The organism is Micromonospora noduli, assembly GCF_003264365.1.
Taxonomy (GTDB): domain Bacteria; phylum Actinomycetota; class Actinomycetes; order Mycobacteriales; family Micromonosporaceae; genus Micromonospora; species Micromonospora noduli.
Genome location: NZ_PYAK01000016.1, coordinates 100719 through 120445 on the forward strand (window position 1 = coordinate 100719; position 19727 = coordinate 120445).

Consider the following 19727-nt stretch of genomic DNA (forward strand, 5'->3'; position numbering starts at 1 on the left):
TGGTTCGAGGCAGACTGGAGCGATGAGACGCGCCACCCTCTGGCCGGACCACCTGCTCCCCGACGACCGCGTTCCGCCGCCGTGGCCGGGCCGGGAAGTCCGCCTGGACGGCCGGGTCACGTACGTCCGGGACACCCCGGCCACCGCCGTTGGCGCGGAGCCGGCGCTGTACGTGCACGGGTTGGGCGGGTCGTCGCAGAACTGGACCGACCTGGCCGGGCTGCTCGCCGACCGGCTGGACGGTCAGGCCATCGACCTGCCCGGCTTCGGCCGTAGCGAGCCGGGCCCGAGCTACACGATTCCGGCCTTCGCGGATCTGGTCGTCCGCTGGATCAAGCAAACCGGTCGAGGGCCGGTGCACCTGTTCGGCAACTCGCTGGGTGGCGCGGTCGCGGTCCAGGTCGCCGGGCTCCGGCCGGATCTGGTCCGCACCCTCACCCTGATCTCCCCGGCGCTGCCGTTCCTGGATTTCCGGCGCTCGTTGCAGGGGCGGATGCTGCCGGTGCTCGCCATTCCCCGGGGTGAGCGGCTGGTCGCCCGGCACCTCACCCAGCTCGCTCCCGAGGTGATGGCCCAGCAGGTGCTGGAGGCGTGCGTCGCCGACCTCAGCCGGATCTGCGATCAGCGCCGGGCCGAGGCGCTGGAGGAGATCCGGGTGCGGTACGAGGCCGAGCACTACGCCGCCGCGTACGTCCGGACGTTCCGTGGGCTGGTCTCCAGCTTCCTGCGGGCGTACCTGCCGGGGCCGGGGTCGCTGTGGCGCCTCGCCGAGGCGGTACGCGCACCGACCCTGGTGGTGGGCGGTCTGCAGGACCGTCTGGTCGACGTGCGGGTCGCGCCGCAGACCGCCCGGGTCATTCCGGACAGCCGATTGATGATGCTCCAGGGCGTCGGCCATGTGGCGCAGTTGGAGGTTCCCCGGCTGGTTGCCCGCGCGGTGGTCGGCCTGCTCGCCGAAACGGAGGACGCCGCGGGGCGGTCTGATCTGGCAGGCTGACCTGGATGCCCAGCTCAGCCCGCCATCCTGCTCGCCGTCGGCGACGTTTCGCACTGTTCGCCCAACTGGTGGCGGTGGTGGTGGCCGTTGGCGCGGCGGTGACCGTGATCGCCGAGGGGCCGGGTGGGCATCCCGGTGCTGACCGGTTGGCCGCCGAGGAGATCGGTGCGCCGCCGCTGGTGGCCGGGCCGCTGCCGCCCGACCCCTCGCCGTCTGCCGCGGTTCCGTCCAGCCCGCCCCCGGTGTTGCGGGTGCCCGGCGCGGTTCCGAGCGCCGGCACGGGCGGGTTCGGCTACGACGCCCGTTCCGGCCCGGTGCTCGGTCGGGCGGGTGAGCTGCGGCGTTACCGGGTCGCGGTGGAGTCGGGCAGTGCTGAGGACGTCACCGAGTTCGCCCAGGCGGTTGAAGCGGCGCTCGCCGGGCCGGGCAGTTGGGTCGACAGCGGCAGGTTGCGGCTACAGCAGGTGCCGGGGGCTGCGCCTCGGGACTTCACCGTCTACCTGGCCACTGCCCGCACCGCGGGTCGGATGTGCGCGAAGGGTGGGGTGGACATCCGGATCAACGGTCGTCCGTACACGTCCTGTCGGGCGCCCGGCCAGGTGATCATCAACCTGGATCGGTGGCGATTGTCAGTGCCGCACTTCGTCTCGGCCGGTGTGCCGTTGGCGGTCTACCGGACGTACGTGGTCAACCACGAGGTGGGTCACCAGCTCGGGCATCGGCACGAGCGCTGCCCCGGTGCGGGCCGCCCGGCACCCGTGATGATGCAGCAGACGCTCTTCCTCAACGGTTGCCGGGTCAACCCGTGGCCGTACCTGAACGGGCGTCGATACACCGGTCCCGCCCTGTGAGTTGATCGGCCTGACACGCCGACCATTGACCCTCCATCAGGCGTCTTGCGGTAATAGCGATAAAAATGGAGAAATGCCCGAATAATCTGGCAGGCTTGATCCCATGACGCCGTCGTCCCCTTACGGCCCGCCCCGGCCGCCCGAGCCCCGGTCGGCGTTGCGGGGCGTGCGTCCCGCGTTCGTCCGGATGCACCGGCGTCGTCGTCGCAGCATGCTGCTCGGCCTGCTCGTGCTCGCGGCCGCCATCGGGGTGACGGTGAGCCGGGGCGGCGAGCCGTCGTCCGAGCCCCCGGCCACCACGCAGGGCGGGATGGGCCACGGAGGTGGGGTGGCCGCGCACCCGGCGCCCACCGGCTATCCGTCGGTCGGAGCGGGACGCTTCACGGCAGCCGACGGCGAGACGCCCGTGCACGGTGCGGACGGGCCGCTGCACCGATACCGGGTCGTCGTCGAACGAGGCGCCGGCCAGGACGCCGACGTGTTCGCCGCCAGTGTGGACGAGGTGCTGGCCGACCCGCGCAGTTGGATCGCGTCCGATGAGCTGCGGGTGCAACGGGTGGCCGACGCCGGGGCCGCCGACTTCACCATCTACCTGGCCACCCCGGTCACGTCCGAGCGGATGTGCGCCGAGGGCGGGTTGACCACCGAGCGCTACACCTCCTGTCGGCTGCCCGGTCAGGTCATCATCAACCTGGCCCGCTGGATGGAGGCGGTCCCCGACTACGGCGCTTCGCTGGACACCTACCGCACCTACGTCATCAATCACGAGGTGGGCCACGAGTTCGGTGAGGAGCACGAGGCGTGCCCCGGCCCGGGGGAGCCCGCCCCGGTGATGCAGCAGCAGACGTACGGGCTGCAGGGCTGCGTCGCCAACGCCTGGCCGTACCTCGACGGGCGTCGCTACGCGGGGGACATCGTCCCCTGATCTGCCGGCTCGTCGGTTATTCCCGCTCCCGCATACCGGACCACGTGTCGTCCCTCATGGCCGAGGAGGGCTCCCGCGAGCAACAATGGCGCGGTTCACACCGCCGATCCCGGGGAGTCCACCGTGTCGTTGCCCCCGCTCGTCGAGCCCGCCGCCGAGCTGACCGTAGACGAGATCCGCCGCTACTCACGTCACTTGATCATCCCGGACGTCGGGGTGACCGGCCAGAAGCGGCTGAAGAACGCCCGGGTGCTCTGCGTCGGCGCCGGTGGCCTCGGGTCGCCCGCCCTGTTGTACCTCGCCGCGGCCGGGGTCGGCACGCTCGGCATCATCGACTTCGACACCGTCGACGAGTCGAACCTCCAGCGCCAGGTCATCCACGGCGTCTCCGACATCGGCCGTTCCAAGGCCGAGTCCGCCGCCGCGTCGATCCGCGAGATCAACCCTCTGGTCAACGTGGAGATCCACAACACCGCGCTGGACCGCGAGAACGTCCGCGAGATCTTCGCCCAGTACGACCTGATCGTCGACGGCACCGACAACTTCGCCACCCGCTACATGGTGAACGACGCGGCGGTGCTGCTGGGTAAGCCGTACGTCTGGGGCTCGATCTACCGCTTCGACGGCCAGGCGTCGGTGTTCTGGGCCGAGCACGGCCCCTGCTACCGCTGCCTCTACCCGGAGCCGCCGCCGCCCGGCATGGTCCCCTCCTGCGCCGAGGGTGGCGTGCTCGGGGTGCTCTGCGCGTCGATCGGGTCGATCCAGGTGAACGAGGCGATCAAGCTGCTCACCGGCATCGGTGAGCCGCTGGTCGGTCGCCTGATGGTCTACGACGCCCTGGAGATGGAATACCGCAAGATCAAGGTCCGCAAGGACCCGAACTGCGCGCTCTGCGGCGACAACCCGACGGTCACCGACCTGCTGGAAGACTACGAGGACTTCTGCGGCGCGGTCTCCGAGGAGGCCCAGGAGGCGACGCTCGACTCGACCATCACCGCCCTGGAGCTCAAGGAGTGGCAGGACGCCGGCAAGGACATCTTCCTCGTCGACGTACGCGAGCCGGCCGAGTACGAGATCGTCCAGATCCCCGGCGCCACCCTGATCCCCAAGGGCGACATCATCTCCGGTGAGGCCCTCGCGAAGCTGCCGCAGGACCGGCAGATCGTGCTGCACTGCAAGTCCGGCGTCCGCTCGGCGGAGGCGCTCGCCGCGCTCAAGGCAGCCGGATTCAAGGATGCCGTGCACGTGCAGGGCGGCGTGCTCTCCTGGATCAAGCAGATCGACCCGTCGCTGCCCGCGTACTGACGATCGAGCCGGGGCGGCCGCGTAGCCGCCCCGGCAAATCGACGCAGATGACGCCGAGCGGCCGTCCGGCCGGAGCGACGCAGCCATTCCGGGCTGGCCGATTCTCTGAGGCGGCATCGCGTCTGCGCAGGTAGCGTCTCCGCCGTGGTCGACTTGGAAGCCGCGATCGGGTTCGTCGTGGCGCATGGGGATGCGGTGGAACGCGCCCGCCTCTCCTGGCTCCGCAACGGCACCGCCGTGCCCGCCGAGTTGCTGGAGACGGCCGAGGTCGGCCAGTCACCAGACGGCGGTTGGCCGGCCACCTGGGGCGGCGAGGTCGCCTCGATCGACGCCACCTGCTTCCGGCTCGTGGAGTTGGACGACCTGGGCGGGCTCGGCCGTCCCGCCGCCCGCCGCGCCCTGGACTGGCTGGCGTCCCGGCAGCAGGCCGACGGCGGTTGGGAAGAGGACGCGTCGCTGGCCGACTCGGCACCGGAGTGGGCCCGTCCCGGCGACCCGGAGGCCGGGTTCCTCGTGTCGGCCAACGCCGGCTTCTGGCTCACCGTCGCTGGCCTGGACGCCCGGGCCTCGGGTCCGCTCGACCATCGGGTCGGTGGGGCGTACGCCGGGGTGGTGCAGGCGGCGGCCCACTCGCTCGCCGCGCGGCTGCGCCCGGACGGTAGCTGGCCGTCCTACCTCGCCGCCGGCTGGCTGAGCGCGGCCGTGCTGCACCGGCAGGAGATGTTCCAGGAGTCCGCCCGGATCCAGGTGGTGCTCGCCGAGCGGATGCCGAAGATGTCCCCCGGGGACGTGGCGTGGCTGGCCGCCACGTTGCGCCGCGCCGGCGTCGACCCACAGGACTGGATCATGGTGCGGGCGCTGCGCCGGCTGACCGAGACCCAGCGCAGCGACGGCGGCTGGGAGAGCGACGACGGCCACCAGTTCGACGTGCACGCCACGCTGGCCGCGATCCGGGCGGCCCGGCCCGCGCCGCCCGGCTGAGCCGCCCCGCCGCTAGCGCACGTGCCCGTCGCCGGTGACGACGTACTTGGTGCTGGTCAGCTCGGGCAGGCCCATCGGACCGCGAGCGTGCAGCTTCTGGGTGGAGATGCCGATCTCCGCACCGAAGCCGAACTCGCCCCCGTCGGTGAACCGGGTCGACGCGTTCACCATCACCGCCGCTGCATCCACCCTCGCGACGAAGTCGCGGGCCGCGCTCGCCGAGTCGGTGACTATCGCCTCGGTGTGCCCGGTGCCGAAGCGGCGGATGTGCGCGACCGCCGCGTCCAGCGAGTCGACCACCGCCACCGAGATGTCGGCGGACAGGTACTCGGTGGCGTAGTCCTCCTCCGTCGCCGGAACCACGGCGGCGGAGTGGGCGGCCACCTCGGGCGAGCCGTGCACCGTCACCCCCGCCTCGGCGAACGCGGCCAGCACCGGCGGCAGGAACGCGTCGGCGATGCCCGCGTGCACCAGCAGCGACTCGGCCGTGTTGCAGGTGGACAGGCGTTGCGTCTTGGCGTTCAGCGTCACCGCGACGGCCTTCGCCAGGTCGGCGGCGGCGTCGACGTAGACGTGGCAGTTGCCCACCCCGGTCTCGATCACCGGCACTGTCGACTCCTCGACCACGGTACGGATCAGCGACGCGCCACCGCGCGGAATGAGCACGTCGACGAGACCCCGGGCGCGCATCAGCTCCTTGACCGAGTCGCGGGAGCTGGCATCGAGCAACTGCACCGCGTCGGCGGGCAGACCCGCCCCGGCGACCGCGTCGCGCAGCACCGCTACCAGCGCGGCGTTCGAGTGCGCGGCCGACGACGACCCGCGCAGCAGCGCCGCGTTGCCGGACTTCAGGCAGATCCCGGCGGCATCCACCGTCACGTTGGGCCGCGCCTCGTAGATGATGCCGACCACCCCGAACGGCACCCGGATCTGGCGTAGCTCCAGGCCGTTGGGCAGGGTGGACCCGCGGACCACCTCGCCGACCGGGTCGGGCAACGCGGCCATCTCACGCAACGCGTCGGCGATGCCGGCCACCCGACCCGCGTCGAGCGCGAGCCGGTCCAGCACGGCCGCGCTCAGCCCGGCCTCACGGCCGGCCGCCAGGTCCGTCTCGTTCGCGGTCAGGATCTCCGGTGTACGCGCCACCAGCGCGTCGGCCATCGCCACCAGCGCGGCGTCCTTGACCGTACGCGTGGCCACGGCCAACTCCGCGGCGGCGTCCCTCGCCCGTCGCGCCTGCTCGGTCACGCTCATGCCGGCACTCCGCTGCGCTCCGTGCCACCCTGAGGCAGCCAAGCCCTGAGCCGATGATTCGCTCGCTGGACGCTCACTCATTGTTGACTCCTTAGAGCAGCACCAGGTCGTCGCGGTGGACGACCTCTCGTTCGTACGCCGGGCCGAGCGCCGCGGCGAGTTCGGACGTGGAGCGGCCGAGCAGCCCGGGTAGCTCCACCGCGTCGTAGTTGACCAGCCCTCGGGCGACCGGTGCGCCGGCGCTGTCCACCAGGTCCACCGGGTCGCCGGCCGTGAACGTGCCGTCCACGGCGGTGATGCCGGCCGGGAGCAGCGACTTGCGCCGCCCGACGACGGCGGCGACAGCGCCCGGGTCGAGGTGCAGCCGCCCCCGGGGCGAGGTGGCGTGGGCCAGCCAGAACAGCCGGGCCGTCGGCCGTCGCCGCTGCGGGTGGAAGAGCGTGCCGACCGGTTCGCCGGCCAGCGCCGGCGTGGCCAGGTCGGCGGCGGTGAGCACCACCGGGATGCCGAAGCCGGTGGCGATCCGGGCGGCCTCGACCTTGGTCACCATGCCACCGGTGCCGACGCCGGACCGACCGGCCCCGCCGATGGTGATGCCGGCGAGGTCCGCGTCGTCGCGCACCTCGGCGATCCGCGTCGAGCGTGGGTTGGTGGGGTCGCCGGTCCAGAGCGCGTCCACGTCGGAGAGGAGCACCAGCAGGTCGGCGTGCACCAGCGCGGCCACCAGGGCGGCCAGCCGATCGTTGTCGCCGAACCGGATCTCCTGGGTGGCCACCGTGTCGTTCTCGTTGACGATCGGCACCGCCCGCAGGTCGAGCAGCTTGCGCAGCGTCCGGTACGCGTTGCGGTAGTGCGCTCGCCGGGTCACGTCGTCGACGGTGAGCAGCACCTGCCCGACGGTGCGGCCGTGCCGGGCGAAGCTGGCCGCGTACCGGCCGATCAGTAGCCCCTGCCCGACGCTGGCGGCGGCCTGCTGGGTGGCCAGGTCGCGCGGGCGGCGGGACAGCCCGAGCGGGGCGAGCCCGGCGGCGATGGCGCCGGAGGAGACCAGCACCACCTCGCGCCCTTCGGCGGTGAGTCGACCGAGGGTGTCGACCAGCGTGTCGACGCGCTCGTCGGCCAACCCGCCGGTGGCGGTGGTCAACGAGGAGGATCCGATCTTGACGACGACCCGCCGGGCCGTCGTGACTGCGTCGCGCACCCGACCATTCTGCGTGGTCACTGCCGCACCGCCCGGCGGCGTTCCCATATGGTGGCGGATTGTGACTCCAGACGAGTACGTCGAGGCGGTGCTCGACCTGGTCGAGCGGATCCCGGAGGGCCGGGTCATGTCGTACGGCGGGGTGGCCGACGCGCTGTCCGAGCGCTCGGGGCGTGCCTCGGCCCGGTTGGTCGGCAACATCATGGCCCGGCACGGGGGCTCGGTGCCCTGGCATCGGGTGGTGACCGCGAGTGGGCGACTGCCGCCGGGGCACGAGCGGGAGGCGCGGGCCCGACTGCGGGCCGAGGGAGTGCCGCTGCGCGGCGAGGGAGTGGACATCGCGGCGGCGGGCTGGTCGCCGGACGAGGTTCGGTGACCATCGCCGAGCGGGTGCGGTCGGTGGCGCGGATCGCGAGCGGTGCGGTGCCCCTTCCGGGTTAGGGACGGGGCACCGCGAGGTGGATTAGAGCTTGAACGGGAGATCGACGCTGTTGTCGTCCCTTTTCAGATCGGGCCACTCGCGGTCCTGGGCGTCGTGGTGGGCGACCCAGAATCCGCGGATGTGCGCGTCGGGCCCGGGCTCACCCGGCACCAGTTGCACGAACGTGTAGCGCCGCGACCCACCGGCCGGTACTCCGGGTAGCAGGCACGACCGGTTGGCAGTCTCGGCCGCGTGCTTCGGGTCGCACTTCGACCAGTCCCCGCCCGCCGCCTCGAAGCCGAAGCCACGGATAGAGATTTGGGGCGCGTCGAGCGGCCCGGCGTTGGTGACCGTGAGGACGGTGGTGAGTTTGCGCCGGGTGTCGGTACCGGGGACGTCGACCAGTTCGTGGGTCATGCGCAACCTCAGGTCGGTGAGTCGGGGGTCCTTGCCGAATGCCGTGGGGCCGTCGGTCTGACCGAATCGGTTCCCGTCCCACTGGTACGTCCGCACCTGCTCTCGGCGCAGGTAGACCGGTGTGCCACAGCACGGCACGATGTCGGCCACGCGCACCTCGACCGACCCGTTCCGGTGGACTTCCACGGCGCGAATGTCGTCGAACCCGTCACCGGTCCGGACCACCCTGCCGACAGTCACGATTCGACCGTCCAGATCCCGGTCGAAGGCCACCACCTGCTTTGCCGACGCCTCGCCGTACCGGCAGGCGACGACGGCGAGGGTCTCGACGGCGCCGTCGTCGTCCAGGTCGCCGTAACTGAACGGGGCGTCCGCCAACATCGACACGAAGGTGTCCGTCGTGTTGGTCTTGAGCCGAACCTTCGAGGTGGTGCAGCCGCCCTCCGCCATCCCCGACGGCCAACTCGGTAGGTCGACCCGGGTGGCGAGCAGTTGGGCCCGACTGATCCGCCCGTCCGGGGCGTTCGGAGTGCTCGTGGTCGCCGACGGCGACGTGGGCGGTGTGGGCGTCGGTGCCGAGGTCGACGGGGCGGTGGGTTGGACGGACTCCGCCGGCACCGGCCTGTTCTGGTCACCGCGCAGTGCGGCGTTGGCGACGACGGGGGCCACCACCAGAATGACCGCCGCGGCGGCCACGGCCACGGCTGTCATCCGCCGGCGTCGGCGCAGGAGGTGTCGGGCCTGGTCGGGGCCGGGGCCGGCGATCTGGGTGACCACATCATTGCGGTACGCGGTGAGCCGCTCGCGCAGTCGCGGGTCGAGGTCAGACATCGCACACCCCCTCGGTGTTCTCGTCGAGCAGCCCGGCCAGGGCCGTCCGGCCTCGGTGCAACCAGGACTTCACGGTGCCCTCGGCCACCCCTTCCTGAGCGGCGATCTGACTGACGGAGAGGTCGGCGAGGTAGTGCAGGATGACCGCTCGGCGATGGTTGGCGGGTAACTGCGCCAGCGCCGCGTCGATCGCCACCCGGTCGGGGGTCGGGCCGGCCACCTCCGCCTCGGTGCGTCGTTGCCGCAGCAGATGGTTGCGGGCGGTACGCAAGCGTCGCCAGCGGCTCCGGGCCAGGTTCCAGGCGACCTGCCGGACCCAGGCCACCGGGTCGTCGTACCGGACCAGGCGGTCCCAGCGGGCCAACGCTCGGTAGAACGCCTCCTGGGCGAGGTCCTGCGCGTGCCCCAGATCCCCGGTGTACGCGCACAACTGAGCGGTCACGCTGCTGAAATGCGCGTAGTAGAAGTCGTCGAAGGTGATCGTCGCCGCGACCACTCCGCCGGCCGGCCGTGCCGCCGGTGGCTCATTGGCGCGGGCTCCCATCGTTGCTGTCACTGCCCCTCCCCGTTACCGCCAGGCTGGTCAGCCCTGGGCACCGGTAACACTCCGACACGGTGACGGCGGTTGCGGGCCTGTACTGCCGTCAACCTGACTGTTCGGCTGTGCGTACCAGGGCCGGCAGGTTGGTCAGCCCTCGAAATAACGTGAGTAACATTCGGGCCCATGAAAACGCCGCCGGGCGCCGGCTCGTCAGCCACCGGCTCGCTGCCCCGGTCGGTGCACGCCGGCTACGCGCTCGGTTCACTGGCGACCGGAGCGTTCGGCACCGTGCCCGGTCTGCTGCTGCTGCCGTACCTGACCGACACCCTGGGCGTGGCCGCCGGGCTGGCCGCCCTGCTGGTGTTGCTGCCGAAAGCCTGGGACGTGCTGGTCAACCCGGTCGCCGGGCGGATCTCCGACCGCACCCGGTCACGGTGGGGGGCTCGCCGGCCGTACCTGCTCGTCGCCGGCCTCGCGCTCGCCGTCCTGTTCGCGTCGATCTTCGCCGCGCCCTTCGGTAACGGTCCGGCCGCCGTGGCGTATGTGGCGTTCGCGTTCCTCGCCACCGCCACCGCGTTCGCCTTCTTCCAGGTGCCGTACGTGGCGATGCCGGCGGAGCTGACCGGCGACTACGCCGAGCGCACCCGGCTGATGACCTGGCGGATCGCGGTGCTGGCGCTGGCCATCCTGGTCTCCGGAGCGGTCGCGCCGCTGGTGGTGAGCGCCGGTGGTGACGGCGTGGCCGGGCACCGCTGGATGGGCCTGTTCGTGGCGGTGCTGATCGCCCTCGGCGCCCTCGGCGCGTTCCTGGGCACCCGGTCCGCGCCGACCGGAACGGTGGGCGCGAGCGAGCCGACGCTGCGCGCCCAACTCGCCGTGGCCGGTGCCAACCGCCCGTTCCGGGCACTGCTGATCTGCTTCGTGGTGCAGTCCGCCGGGGTGGCGACGATCCTGGCCGGGGTCAACTACTTCGCCGGGCAGATCCTGCGCGACGAGGAGAGCGGGCCGACCCTGCTCTTCGTCTGCTTCGTCGGGCCGGCGCTGCTGGTGATGCCGATCTGGAGCCGGATCGGCGCCCGGCTGGGCAAGCGCACCGCGCTGGTCGTCGCCTCACTCATCCTCGCCGTCGGCGCGTTCGCCCTGGTCGCCGCCCCGGTGCTGCCGGCGGTGGCCGTCTATCTCGTGGTCGCGCTGATCGGCGTGGGGTACGCCGGGCAGCAGGTCTTCGCGCTGGCCATGTTGCCGGACTGCATCGCGCACGAGACGGCGCGCACCGGTCGACGGCAGGCGGGCGTCTTCACCGGGCTGTGGACCGCCGGGGAGACCTTCGGCCTGGCGCTCGGCCCGGGCATCTACGGACTGGTGCTCCAGCTCTCCGGCTACGTGTCCTCCGACACCGGCTCGGCGGCGGCCCAGTCCGACACGGCGAGGCTGGGTGTCCTCCTCGGCTTCACGCTGATCCCGGCCCTGCTGATCGCCCCTCCGATCCTTCTGCTCCGCCAGTACACCCTCACCGCCCACAGCGACCTGGCGGATCGTGGGGTTGTGCTGGGGGACGAACGTCGTTGACCGTCACGAGAAGGGCACCGTAACTCCATGATCGACGAGAACAGGGTTGAGGCTGGGGCGCTTTCCGCTACCGGGGTTCCGGCGGAACGGGTTCTGGAAGAGGTGCGGGAGCTGCGGGCGAGTGACGCGCCCACCCACGGGGGACGGCTGTTCGCGTACGTCTACGACCCGGCGGTGCCCGGCCTGGACGAGCTGGCCGCCGCCGCCCACCGGGAGAGCGCGCACGTCAACGGGTTGGACCCGACCGCGTTCCCGTCCCTGCTGGCCATGGAGAACGCGCTCGTCGGCGCCGCCGGCCGGGTGCTTGGCGCCGGCCCGGGCACCACCGCCCCGGACGTCGTCGGCAGCGTCACCAGCGGCGGCACCGAGTCGCTGATCCTCGCCGTCAAGACAGCCCGGGACGCGCACCCGGAGATCGCCGCACCCCGGATCGTGGTGCCGTCCAGCGCGCACGCGGCGTTCGCCAAGGCGGCGCACTACCTGCGGGTGGCGCTGGACGTCGTGCCCGTCTCCCCGGAGACGCTGCGTCCCGACCCGGCCGCGATGGCAGCCGCGATCCGCCCGGAGACGGTGCTGGTCGCCTGCTCCGCGCCGTCGTACGCCCACGGGGTGGTGGACCCGGTCGCGGAGATCGCGGCCGCCGCGGCCGAGGCTGGGGTGCGCTGCCACGTGGACGCCTGCTTCGGCGGCTGGACCCTGCCGTACCTGCGCCGGCTCGGGGAGCCGGTGCCGCCGTTCGACTTCGCGGTGCCCGGGGTCACCTCCATCTCGGTCGACCTGCACAAGTACGCGTACGCGCCGAAGGGGGTGTCCGTGCTGCTGCACCGCGACGCCACGCTGCGCGCCCCGCAGTACTTCGCGTACGCCGACTGGCCCGGCTACACCATGATCAATCCGGTGATCGCGTCCACCCGCTCGGGCGGCCCGATCGCCGCCGCGTACGCCACGTTGCGGCACCTCGGAGACGAGGGCTACCTGCGGCTGACCGCCACCACCCGGGACGCGGTAACCGGGCTGGCCGACGCGGTCCGCGCCGTCGACGGGCTACGGCTGATGGCCGAGCCGGAGTCGACAGTCGTCTGCTTCACCGCCACCGAGGGTGGCCCCGACCTGTTCGTCCTGGTCGACGAGCTGACCGCGCGCGGCTGGCACACCCAACCCCAACTGTCGTACGACGGCCTGCCCGCCAGCGTGCACCTCACGGTGACCGCCGCGGTCGCGCCCCGGGTCGCCGAGTTCGGACCGGACCTGACCGACGCGGTGGCCGCAGCCCAGGCGGCCGGTCCGGTCGCCCTTCCGCCTGAACTGACGGCGCTGGCGACGTCGCTGACCCCGGACGCGCTGACCCCGGAGCTGGTCGCCGGCCTGGCCGCTGGGCTGGGCATGGGCGGCGAGCCCGATGGTGCGCCGCTGCCGGAGCGGATGGCGGTGGTGAACACGCTGCTCGACGCCGCGCCGCCGGCCCTGCGGGAGCGGCTGCTGGTCGAGTTCGTCGGGCTGCTGCAACGTCCCACCTGGTGACCGGAGCGCCGGCCGCTACGTACGCCCCCGTGGCGTACGTAGCAGCCGGCGACCGGATGCTCAGCGGTAGGTCATCCGCACCTGGTTGTCGGCGTCGTTGACGTCCAACAGGAAGTCGAATCCGGCGTCCATCGCCCAGACCCGCACGTCGGCCTTTCCGGTGCCCAGCGCGACCCCCTTGGCCACCCGGAAACTGAGGTCCAGCCGCACCTCCGCCCCCGCCGCCAGCCGACCGAGGGTGCAGGTCACCGGCTCGCTGGTGTCCTGGGGCTCGCCCCCGCACGGGGCCCATCCGTCGACGTCCGGCCGCACCGCCGCGGGTACGCCCAGCCGCAGGTCCACGTGGGCGACCGGCTTGGTGCCCCGGTTGCGAACCCGCACGGTGGCCGTACCGGTTCGGGAGCCGTCGTCCGCCGTGGTCAGCACGAGGTCGGTGGCGGTGACCGAGACGTCCGCCGAGTGCGGATTCTGACCGAAGGCCGTCGGCCCGGAGACCTGGGCGAAGCCGTCGCCGTTCCAGCGGTAGCCCCGCCACTGCCGCTGTGACCACTCGGCGGGCCAACCGCCCCCGGGAGCGATGTCACCGACCTGCACGCGGACCGTGCCGTCGCCCACGACGTCCAGCGCGAACAGCCACTGCGGCTTGTCGATGGTGGTCGCGACCACCCGGCCGACCGTCGTCACCTTTCCTTCCTTGTCGCGGTCGAAGGCGACCACCTGCATCGGCCCGCGGGTGCCGAGCACACACTGCACGAGCGCCACCGTCTCCACCGCGCCGTCGCCGTCGAGGTCGCCGTGGTCGATCGCCAAGAGCCAGTTCGCGTCCTCCCTGGCATCGGCGGTGAGCCGCGTCTGCGACGTCGGGCAGCCTGGTCCGGCCCGCCATGCCGGCAGGGTCACCGGCACCCCCAGCAGCTGGGCCCGGCTGAACCGGCCGTCCGGCACGGTTGTGGCCGGGCTGGCACTGGTCCCGGCAGGGCTGGGGGTCGGACTCGTCGGCATCGGCGTCGGCGTCGGTGACTCCGAGATGTTCGGCGTCGGGTCGACCGGACCGGGCCGGTGGTCCGGGCCGCTCAACGCCGCGTATCCGACGGCAGACCCGCCGAACAGGGCGAGCGCCGTCGTGGCGCTGGCAGCCAGCCGGCGTCGGCCGCGGCCTCGTACGGTCCGTCGAACGGCGGCGGGTCCCGGCGCCTCGACCTCCGCCAGCGCGGTACGGCGGTAACGGGCGAACTCTTCGGCGAGGTCAAGGGTCTCCTGCTCAGACATCCCGCACCTCCTCATTGGTGTCGCGTAGGTGGGTGGCGAGTGCGGTGCGGCCCCGGTGCAGCCAGGACTTGACAGTCCCTTCGGCGACCTGTTCCTGGGCGGCGATCTCCGCGACCGTCAGGTCGGCGAGGTAGTGCAGTACGACGGCCCGCCGCTGCTTCGGCGGCAACTTCGCCAACGCGGCGTCGAGGGCGACCCGGTCCGGGCTCGGCTCCGCAACGTGTGTCTCCCGCTGCCGCAGCAGCCACAGCTGGGCGGTCCGCAGCCGCCGCCAACGGTTGTGGCCGAGGTTCCAGGCGACCCGACGGACCCAGGCCAGGGGGTCCTGGTACGCGGCGAGCCGGTCCCAGCGGGCGTACGCCCGACAGAACGCCTCCTGAACCAGTTCCTGCGCCTGCCCCCGGTCGCCCGTGTACGCGGTCAACTGCACCACCAGGCCGCGGAAGTGGGCGTGGTAGAAGTCGTCGAAGACCAGCTCTGTCGACGCGGAGGTTGCGATTCCCGGTGGGTCCGGTGGGCGTCCACCCACCCGCACATCTCGTGTCACAAGCACTCGTCCTCCCCGTGGCGACTGCCGGCGGTGTGTTTGCCAGCACCGGTCACACAAGCGAGCGCGCCGGCAGGTTGCGCGTCAATCGCTGCCGATCCTTGTCGGCTCCGAGACAGTTGGTGGGCCGCTCGCGCCGATCACCGCCGGACCGCACGGACGCCGTCTGTGATTCACTGTCGGTGAGGAGAGGGGGCGGTCGTGCAGGTGCCGGCAGTGCTCGGTGAGCCGATCCGGTTCGTGCTGAACTGGGGGCGCCGCTACTCGCTCTGGGTTTTCAACTTCGGTCTGGCCTGCTGTGCCATCGAGTTCATCGCCACCAGCATGGGTCGGCACGATTTCATCCGACTCGGCGTGATCCCGTTCGCCCACGGCCCCCGCCAGGCCGACCTGATGGTGGTCTCCGGCACGGTGACCGACAAGATGGCCCCGGCGATCAAGCGGCTCTACGACCAGATGCCCGAGCCGAAGTACGTCATCTCGTTCGGCGCCTGCTCCAACTGTGGCGGCCCCTACTGGGATTCGTACTCGGTGACCAAGGGCGTCGACCAGCTCATCCCGGTCGACGTGTACGTGCCCGGCTGCCCGCCCCGGCCGGAGGCGCTGCTGCACGGCATCCTGCGCCTGCAAGAGAAGATCGCCGCCGAGCAGTCCGGCATCGGGGGTGTGCCGCAACGGGACGTGCTGGCCGCGCCGCTGGACGCCCCGCCTCGTGAGGCCGCCGCGCCACGCTCGGTCGACTCGCTCACCGCCCCGCCGGTACGCCCACCCACCGCCAGCTGAGGGCGGTGGGCCGCCACCCGGAGTTGATCCGGGCGGCGGCCGTCCGCTGGTTGGTCAGCTGGTCGGCAGGGCCAGGTTGAACGTGACGGTGTTGTCGCTCGGGTCGACGTCGGAGATCGTTCCCATCCAGTAGTGGGTGGCCAGCTCCACGGTGATCGTGGCCGACTCGTCCGCCGGGTCGGTCGGCCGGCTGATGAACAGCGCCACGTCGCGCTCCTCACCCTGCATCAGCAGCCCGCCCGGCACGAAAGCCTGCGGGCCGTACACCGGACCGTCATGGGGATCGGTGAAGAGGATCATCGACCCGGCGGGCAGCTGCGTGGCGGTGAGCGAGTGGCCGAGTTGCGGGGCGTCACCGCCGTACCGGACCCGAAGCGGCACCCGCCGGGTGTTCTCGGGGCCGTCGGTCACCGGGCCGGCCAGCTCGACCGACGCGTCCGCCTGAGTGTCCTGCACGTACGTCTGTGGGCGGGTCAGCTTGCCGTCGAGGGAGCGGAACTGCGCGCTGAACGGAACGGTGCCCAACGATCCGGTCTCGTACGAGTAGGCGGTGACCAGGCCGCCCGCTGCGATCATCGGGTAGCTGCGAGGGGTGGTCAGCACCTGGAATTCGACAGTTGCCCTGCGGGACTCACCCGGGGCCAGGTCGTTGCCGTTCGGCAGGGCGCAGGTGCGGACCAACCGCCCCTCCTCCACGCCGTCCGATTCGCAGCGTGACTCCACGCCCCCGGAGAAGGAGCCGGCCACCGCCTCACGGACCCGGAAGTAGAAGCCCTGCGTGCTGTCGCTGTTGTTGGTGATGGTCACCCGAAGGCTGCCCCGGTAGCCGCGTTCGGTCGGCTCGAGCACCAGCCGGCTCAGTGAGAACGTGGGAGCGTCGGCGGAGGTCGACGGTGCGGCCGCGGCCGGTCCGGCCCCGCCGATCGTCGCCGTCAGGCCGAGCAGCGCGGCGGTGAGTAGGGTCCCCGTTTTGTGGAGCATCTGTATCTGGTCCTCCGTGGTCGGCGCCCGGCGAGGGACCTGTCGCCCGCGCTTGGCAGCGACGCGATCGACCGACGTGACCGTGGTGTCCGGGCCCCCGCGCCGTGACCCAGACAGCATGATCGATGGATGGGCCCGTTCGCCACCCCGTTGTGGACCCGCCGCACTAGCCTGCGCACTATGAGCAGCTCAGCGGACCAGCGGTCCACCCACATCGTCGACGTGCTCACCGAGGAGTTCGGCGCGTCGATGGCGATCGACCCGGCCGCCTTCCGCCGCAAGTTCCGCAAGATGGCGGCTTCGCCGTTCGCCTTCTACCGGGGCAGCGCCGCGCTGTTCTACGCCGACCAGCTCGGCGACTTCGCCGACGACCGGTTCTCCGACAAGCTGACCAGCCGGGTGTGGATCCACGGTGACCTGCACGCGGAGAACTTCGGCACCTACATGAACGCCTCGGGGCAGCTGGTGTTCAACGTCAACGACTTCGACGAGGCGTACGTCGGGCCGTTCACCTGGGACCTGCGTCGGCTCGCGGCCAGCGTGGCCCTGCTCGGCTACGGCAAGGCGCTCTCCGACACGGCGATCGGGGAACTGGTGGCCGGGTTCGCCCGGTCGTACCTGACCGAGCTGCGGGCCATCGCCGCCGGTGGTGACGACGCGATCGGTTCGATCACCCTGGACAACGCCGACGGGGTGCTGCGCCGGGTGCTCCAACGGGCCCGGCTCAACACCCGCGTGGACCTGCTCGCCGCGCAGACCACCATCGACAACTACGAGCGACGTTTCTCCATCGGCGACGGGGTCTTCGAAATCGACGACGCCACCCGGGATCTGGTCAGCGCCGCCTTCCAGGACTACCTGGGCACCCTGCCAAGCGCCTCGACGCAGCTGCGCCCGGTGGCCGCGCGGATCAAGGACGTGGTGCTGCGCAAGGGGGTGGGCATCGGCTCGGCCGGGCTGCCGTCGTACAACCTGCTGCTGGAGGGGCACACCCAGGCGCTGGAGAACGACGTCGTCATCTACATGAAGCAGGCGCAGGTGCCGGCCGTGGCGCGGTACGTCACCGATGAGTCGGTCCGCGGCTACTTCCAGCACCAGGGGCACCGGACCGCCGAGTCGCAGCGGGCGTTGCAGGCGCACGCCGACCCGTGGCTGGGCTTCACCGAGCTGAACGGGGCCGGTCAGCTGGTCGCCGAGGTCTCCCCGTACGCCGCCGATCTGGACTGGTCGGACGTGAACGAGCCGGAGGAGCTGACCGGGGTTCTCGTCGACCTCGGCCGGGCGGTGGCCCGGATGCACTCGGTCGCCGACGACGAATCCAGTCACGACCTGGTGGACTATTCCACCGAGGAGGCGATCGTCGCGGCGGTGGACGCCGACGAGCCGGGATTCGTCGCCCACCTGGTGGATTTCGCGCACGCGTACGGGGTGCGCGCCCGCCAGGACCATCAGCTCTTCGTCGACCTGTTCCGCAACGGTCGACTGCCGGGCATCTGATCGGGCGCGGCGTCGCTCAGGACGCGAACTCCAGCACCACCTTGATGTCGTCCGGCCCGGGGGTGTACGCGTCGGCGTACCGGTTCACCGGCACCCGCCGGGTGATCAGCGACTCGAGCCAGACCTGGTCGGCGCGGGCGAGCGCCTCCGCGGCCAGGGTCCAGTGTCGCCGGTTGGCGTTCACCGAGCCGAACACCACGTTGTTCTCCAGCACGAGCGCCCGGTTGAGCGCCCCGGCGTCGAAGTCGATGGTCCGGCCACCGCTGGACACCCCCGCCAGGCAGACGATTCCGGTCGGGGCCGCCTTGCACATGACGTCGAGGACCACAGTGGGAGCGCCGGTGCACTCGATCACCACGTCCGGCTCGAAGGGCAGGTCGTTTACCGGCACCGTGTGGTAGGTGGCGCCGAGCCCGGCGACCAGCTCCGGCTTCGGCCCCTCGGTGTTCCGGTCCAGCACGTGGACGGTGAGCCCACGCTGGGTGCCGAGCAACGCGGCCAGCAGACCGATCGGCCCGGCACCGGTCACCAGCACAGTCTGCGGCTGCCACTCGGCCCGGTGCCCGATCCGCTCGATGTGGTCCCAGGCCTTCGCCACCACACTTGTCGGCTCCAGCAGCACGCCGACCTGGGCCAGTGCCGGGTCGAGCGCGACCGCGAACTGCGGCTCGACCCGCCAGCGGTCGCGGGCGAACCCGGCCAGTCCCTTGATGCCGTGTTCGGTGTACTGGCCGTTGCGGCACATGTCCCACTCGCCGACCGCGCAGTTCGGGCAGGGCACCGGATCGGGATGCCTGACGATCCCGGCCACCAGGTCGCCAGGTTGCAGGGTGCCGCTCGGGTCCTCGATCACCCGGCCCAGCGACTCGTGCCCGATGACCAGGCGGTCGGCACCCGGCGGCGCCTCGCCGTACTCCCCGGCGATGATCTCGTGGTCGGTGCCGCAGATCCCCACCGCCAGCGCCTCGACCAGGACAGAGCCCTCCTCGGCAGCCGGCTCCGGCTGATCCTCGACGAGGTTCAGCGAATTGGCGACCCCTGGTCTCACTGTCACAGCGCGCACGCCCTCATCTTTCCCCGCCGAGGCGTGCGCCGCGCCGAAAGCCGGCAGATCCGCTGGGCATCGGCGGCGGCCAGGTGCGGGCCCGGGCGGCACTAGGATCAGCGGCATGACTCCCGAAGAGGTCGGCGCTCGACTGGTCGCGCTGCTCGCGCCGGTTGAGGCGACCCCGTCGGTCTCCGGCGGGCAACGTTTCGCCCGGGCCACAGTCGATGTGCCGCCCGCGAGTTGGCTGACCGCGGTTTCCGCCGCCCGTGACGACGCCGAGCTGGCCTGCGACTTCTTCGACTGGCTCTCCGCCGTCGACGAGTTGGCCGAGGGCTTCGACGTGGTGGCGCACCTCTGGTCGACGCGACTGCGTCACGGCCTGCTGCTGCGTACCCGGTTGCCGCGCGGCGCGCCCACTGTCGCCTCGGTGGTCGACGTCTACCCCGGTGCGGCCTGGCACGAGCGGGAGACGCACGAGATGTTCGGCATCGACTTCGCCGGGCATGGGGAACTGCTGCCGCTGCTTCTGCCGCCAGAGTTCGAGGGTCACCCGCTGCGTAAGGAGTTCGTGCTGGCCTCCCGGGTGGCGAAGCCCTGGCCGGGTGCGAAAGAGCCGGGCGAGTCCGAGGCCGGCGGCGGGCGCCGACCGATCCGCCCGCCTGGCGTTCCCGCTCCGGGCGAGTGGGGGCCCACGCCCACCCCGGCCGGCGCCGGTGGGGTGGGGGAGGGCCCGCGTGGCGGCACCCCGGCCAGACCGGCGCGTGAGCGTCCGGCACGGCCCGCCCCGG

At 71.9% G+C, this 19727-nt stretch carries 19 protein-coding genes; 11 read left to right on the forward strand and 8 right to left on the reverse strand.

Annotated elements, in window-relative coordinates; translation table 11 throughout:
• The first annotated feature begins 22 nt into the window (after positions 1 to 22).
• The 5 genes from GUI43_RS15285 (at position 23) to GUI43_RS15305 (ending at position 5059) form a co-directional block, all read left to right on the forward strand.
• Positions 23 to 997, forward strand: a complete 975-nt coding sequence (locus tag GUI43_RS15285; protein ID WP_112584745.1) for an alpha/beta fold hydrolase — start codon at positions 23 to 25, stop codon at positions 995 to 997.
• Between the two features lie 5 nt (positions 998 to 1002).
• Positions 1003 to 1848, forward strand: a complete 846-nt coding sequence (locus GUI43_RS15290) for a DUF3152 domain-containing protein (protein WP_112584746.1) — start codon at positions 1003 to 1005, stop codon at positions 1846 to 1848.
• A gap of 103 nt (positions 1849 to 1951) precedes the next feature.
• Entirely contained in the window at positions 1952 to 2773 is an 822-nt protein-coding gene (locus GUI43_RS15295; RefSeq protein ID WP_112584747.1) for a DUF3152 domain-containing protein, read from the forward strand.
• Positions 2774 to 2896: 123 nt separating this feature from the next.
• Positions 2897 to 4078, forward strand: coding sequence for an adenylyltransferase/sulfurtransferase MoeZ (gene moeZ / locus GUI43_RS15300; RefSeq protein WP_112584748.1), 1182 nt, complete (start codon positions 2897 to 2899; stop codon positions 4076 to 4078).
• Between the two features lie 93 nt (positions 4079 to 4171).
• On the forward strand, positions 4172 to 5059 hold the full coding sequence (locus GUI43_RS15305; RefSeq protein ID WP_112584749.1) for a prenyltransferase/squalene oxidase repeat-containing protein: 888 nt from the start codon (positions 4172 to 4174) through the stop codon (positions 5057 to 5059).
• A 12-nt stretch (positions 5060 to 5071) separates the two neighbouring features.
• On the opposite strand, the gene GUI43_RS15310 is transcribed toward GUI43_RS15305, so the two are convergent.
• On the reverse strand, positions 5072 to 6313 hold the full coding sequence (locus tag GUI43_RS15310) for a glutamate-5-semialdehyde dehydrogenase (protein ID WP_091402551.1): 1242 nt from the start codon (positions 6311 to 6313) through the stop codon (positions 5072 to 5074).
• A 91-nt stretch (positions 6314 to 6404) separates the two neighbouring features.
• Positions 6405 to 7562, reverse strand: coding sequence for a glutamate 5-kinase (proB, locus tag GUI43_RS15315; protein ID WP_112699103.1), 1158 nt, complete (start codon positions 7560 to 7562; stop codon positions 6405 to 6407).
• Between the two features lie 13 nt (positions 7563 to 7575).
• Here proB and GUI43_RS15320 point away from each other — a divergent pair, with 13 nt between their 5' ends.
• Positions 7576 to 7890, forward strand: a complete 315-nt coding sequence (locus tag GUI43_RS15320) for an MGMT family protein (protein ID WP_112699104.1) — start codon at positions 7576 to 7578, stop codon at positions 7888 to 7890.
• 87 nt (positions 7891 to 7977) lie between these two features.
• On the opposite strand, the gene GUI43_RS33875 is transcribed toward GUI43_RS15320, so the two are convergent.
• Both GUI43_RS33875 and GUI43_RS15330 read right to left on the reverse strand, forming a co-directional pair.
• Positions 7978 to 9183 (reverse strand): hypothetical protein, encoded by a 1206-nt coding sequence (locus GUI43_RS33875; RefSeq protein ID WP_112735427.1) that lies wholly within the window; start codon positions 9181 to 9183, stop codon positions 7978 to 7980.
• Positions 9176 to 9739, reverse strand: a complete 564-nt coding sequence (locus GUI43_RS15330) for a SigE family RNA polymerase sigma factor (RefSeq protein WP_112584755.1) — start codon at positions 9737 to 9739, stop codon at positions 9176 to 9178. Before GUI43_RS15330 ends, GUI43_RS33875 begins: the two co-directional genes overlap by 8 nt.
• A 168-nt stretch (positions 9740 to 9907) precedes the next feature.
• Here GUI43_RS15330 and GUI43_RS15335 point away from each other — a divergent pair, with 168 nt between their 5' ends.
• The gene (locus tag GUI43_RS15335; RefSeq protein WP_112699105.1) at positions 9908 to 11293 is read left to right on the forward strand and encodes an MFS transporter; all 1386 of its coding nucleotides are present in this window, start codon (positions 9908 to 9910) and stop codon (positions 11291 to 11293) included.
• A 27-nt stretch (positions 11294 to 11320) separates the two neighbouring features.
• Positions 11321 to 12814 carry a pyridoxal phosphate-dependent decarboxylase family protein gene (locus GUI43_RS15340; protein WP_112584759.1) on the forward strand — a complete coding sequence of 498 codons (1494 nt, stop codon included), beginning with the start codon at positions 11321 to 11323 and terminating at the stop codon, positions 12812 to 12814.
• A 60-nt stretch (positions 12815 to 12874) separates the two neighbouring features.
• Here GUI43_RS15340 and GUI43_RS15345 read toward each other — a convergent pair whose 3' ends face one another.
• Both GUI43_RS15345 and GUI43_RS15350 read right to left on the reverse strand, forming a co-directional pair.
• Positions 12875 to 14083 carry a hypothetical protein gene (locus GUI43_RS15345; RefSeq protein WP_112604062.1) on the reverse strand — a complete coding sequence of 403 codons (1209 nt, stop codon included), beginning with the start codon at positions 14081 to 14083 and terminating at the stop codon, positions 12875 to 12877.
• The gene (locus GUI43_RS15350) at positions 14076 to 14636 is read right to left on the reverse strand and encodes a SigE family RNA polymerase sigma factor (RefSeq protein ID WP_112584763.1); all 561 of its coding nucleotides are present in this window, start codon (positions 14634 to 14636) and stop codon (positions 14076 to 14078) included. Before GUI43_RS15350 ends, GUI43_RS15345 begins: the two co-directional genes overlap by 8 nt.
• Positions 14637 to 14831: 195 nt before the next feature.
• Here GUI43_RS15350 and GUI43_RS15355 point away from each other — a divergent pair, with 195 nt between their 5' ends.
• Positions 14832 to 15413: an NADH-quinone oxidoreductase subunit B gene (locus tag GUI43_RS15355; RefSeq protein ID WP_112584765.1), complete on the forward strand. Its 582-nt coding sequence runs from the start codon at positions 14832 to 14834 to the stop codon at positions 15411 to 15413.
• 54 nt (positions 15414 to 15467) lie between these two features.
• Here GUI43_RS15355 and GUI43_RS15360 read toward each other — a convergent pair whose 3' ends face one another.
• Entirely contained in the window at positions 15468 to 16394 is a 927-nt protein-coding gene (locus GUI43_RS15360; protein ID WP_146765910.1) for a hypothetical protein, read from the reverse strand.
• 180 nt (positions 16395 to 16574) lie between these two features.
• Between GUI43_RS15360 and GUI43_RS15365 the strand changes: the two genes are divergently transcribed.
• Positions 16575 to 17891: a DUF2252 domain-containing protein gene (locus GUI43_RS15365; protein ID WP_112699107.1), complete on the forward strand. Its 1317-nt coding sequence runs from the start codon at positions 16575 to 16577 to the stop codon at positions 17889 to 17891.
• A 16-nt stretch (positions 17892 to 17907) separates the two neighbouring features.
• On the opposite strand, the gene GUI43_RS15370 is transcribed toward GUI43_RS15365, so the two are convergent.
• Positions 17908 to 18954, reverse strand: coding sequence for a glucose 1-dehydrogenase (locus GUI43_RS15370; protein WP_112584771.1), 1047 nt, complete (start codon positions 18952 to 18954; stop codon positions 17908 to 17910).
• Positions 18955 to 19060: 106 nt separating this feature from the next.
• Here GUI43_RS15370 and GUI43_RS15375 point away from each other — a divergent pair.
• A partial coding sequence (locus GUI43_RS15375; protein ID WP_112699108.1) for an NADH-quinone oxidoreductase subunit C occupies positions 19061 to 19727 on the forward strand: 667 nt, incomplete at its 3' end.

Bases quoted from the DNA above. Each gene is read 5' to 3' on its own strand.
- GUI43_RS15285 (WP_112584745.1), top strand. From the start codon at position 23: ATGAGACGCGCCACCCTCTGGCCGGACCACCTGCTCCCCGACGACCGC.
- GUI43_RS15290 (WP_112584746.1), top strand. From the start codon at position 1,003: ATGCCCAGCTCAGCCCGCCATCCTGCTCGCCGTCGGCGACGTTTCGCA.
- GUI43_RS15295 (WP_112584747.1), top strand. From the start codon at position 1,952: ATGACGCCGTCGTCCCCTTACGGCCCGCCCCGGCCGCCCGAGCCCCGG.
- GUI43_RS15310 (WP_091402551.1), bottom strand. From the start codon at position 6,313: ATGAGCGTGACCGAGCAGGCGCGACGGGCGAGGGACGCCGCCGCGGAG.
- proB (WP_112699103.1), bottom strand. From the start codon at position 7,562: ATGGGAACGCCGCCGGGCGGTGCGGCAGTGACCACGCAGAATGGTCGG.
- GUI43_RS33875 (WP_112735427.1), bottom strand. From the start codon at position 9,183: ATGTCTGACCTCGACCCGCGACTGCGCGAGCGGCTCACCGCGTACCGC.
- GUI43_RS15335 (WP_112699105.1), top strand. From the start codon at position 9,908: ATGAAAACGCCGCCGGGCGCCGGCTCGTCAGCCACCGGCTCGCTGCCC.
- GUI43_RS15340 (WP_112584759.1), top strand. From the start codon at position 11,321: ATGATCGACGAGAACAGGGTTGAGGCTGGGGCGCTTTCCGCTACCGGG.
- GUI43_RS15345 (WP_112604062.1), bottom strand. From the start codon at position 14,083: ATGTCTGAGCAGGAGACCCTTGACCTCGCCGAAGAGTTCGCCCGTTAC.
- GUI43_RS15360 (WP_146765910.1), bottom strand. From the start codon at position 16,394: ATGCTCCACAAAACGGGGACCCTACTCACCGCCGCGCTGCTCGGCCTG.
- GUI43_RS15365 (WP_112699107.1), top strand. From the start codon at position 16,575: ATGAGCAGCTCAGCGGACCAGCGGTCCACCCACATCGTCGACGTGCTC.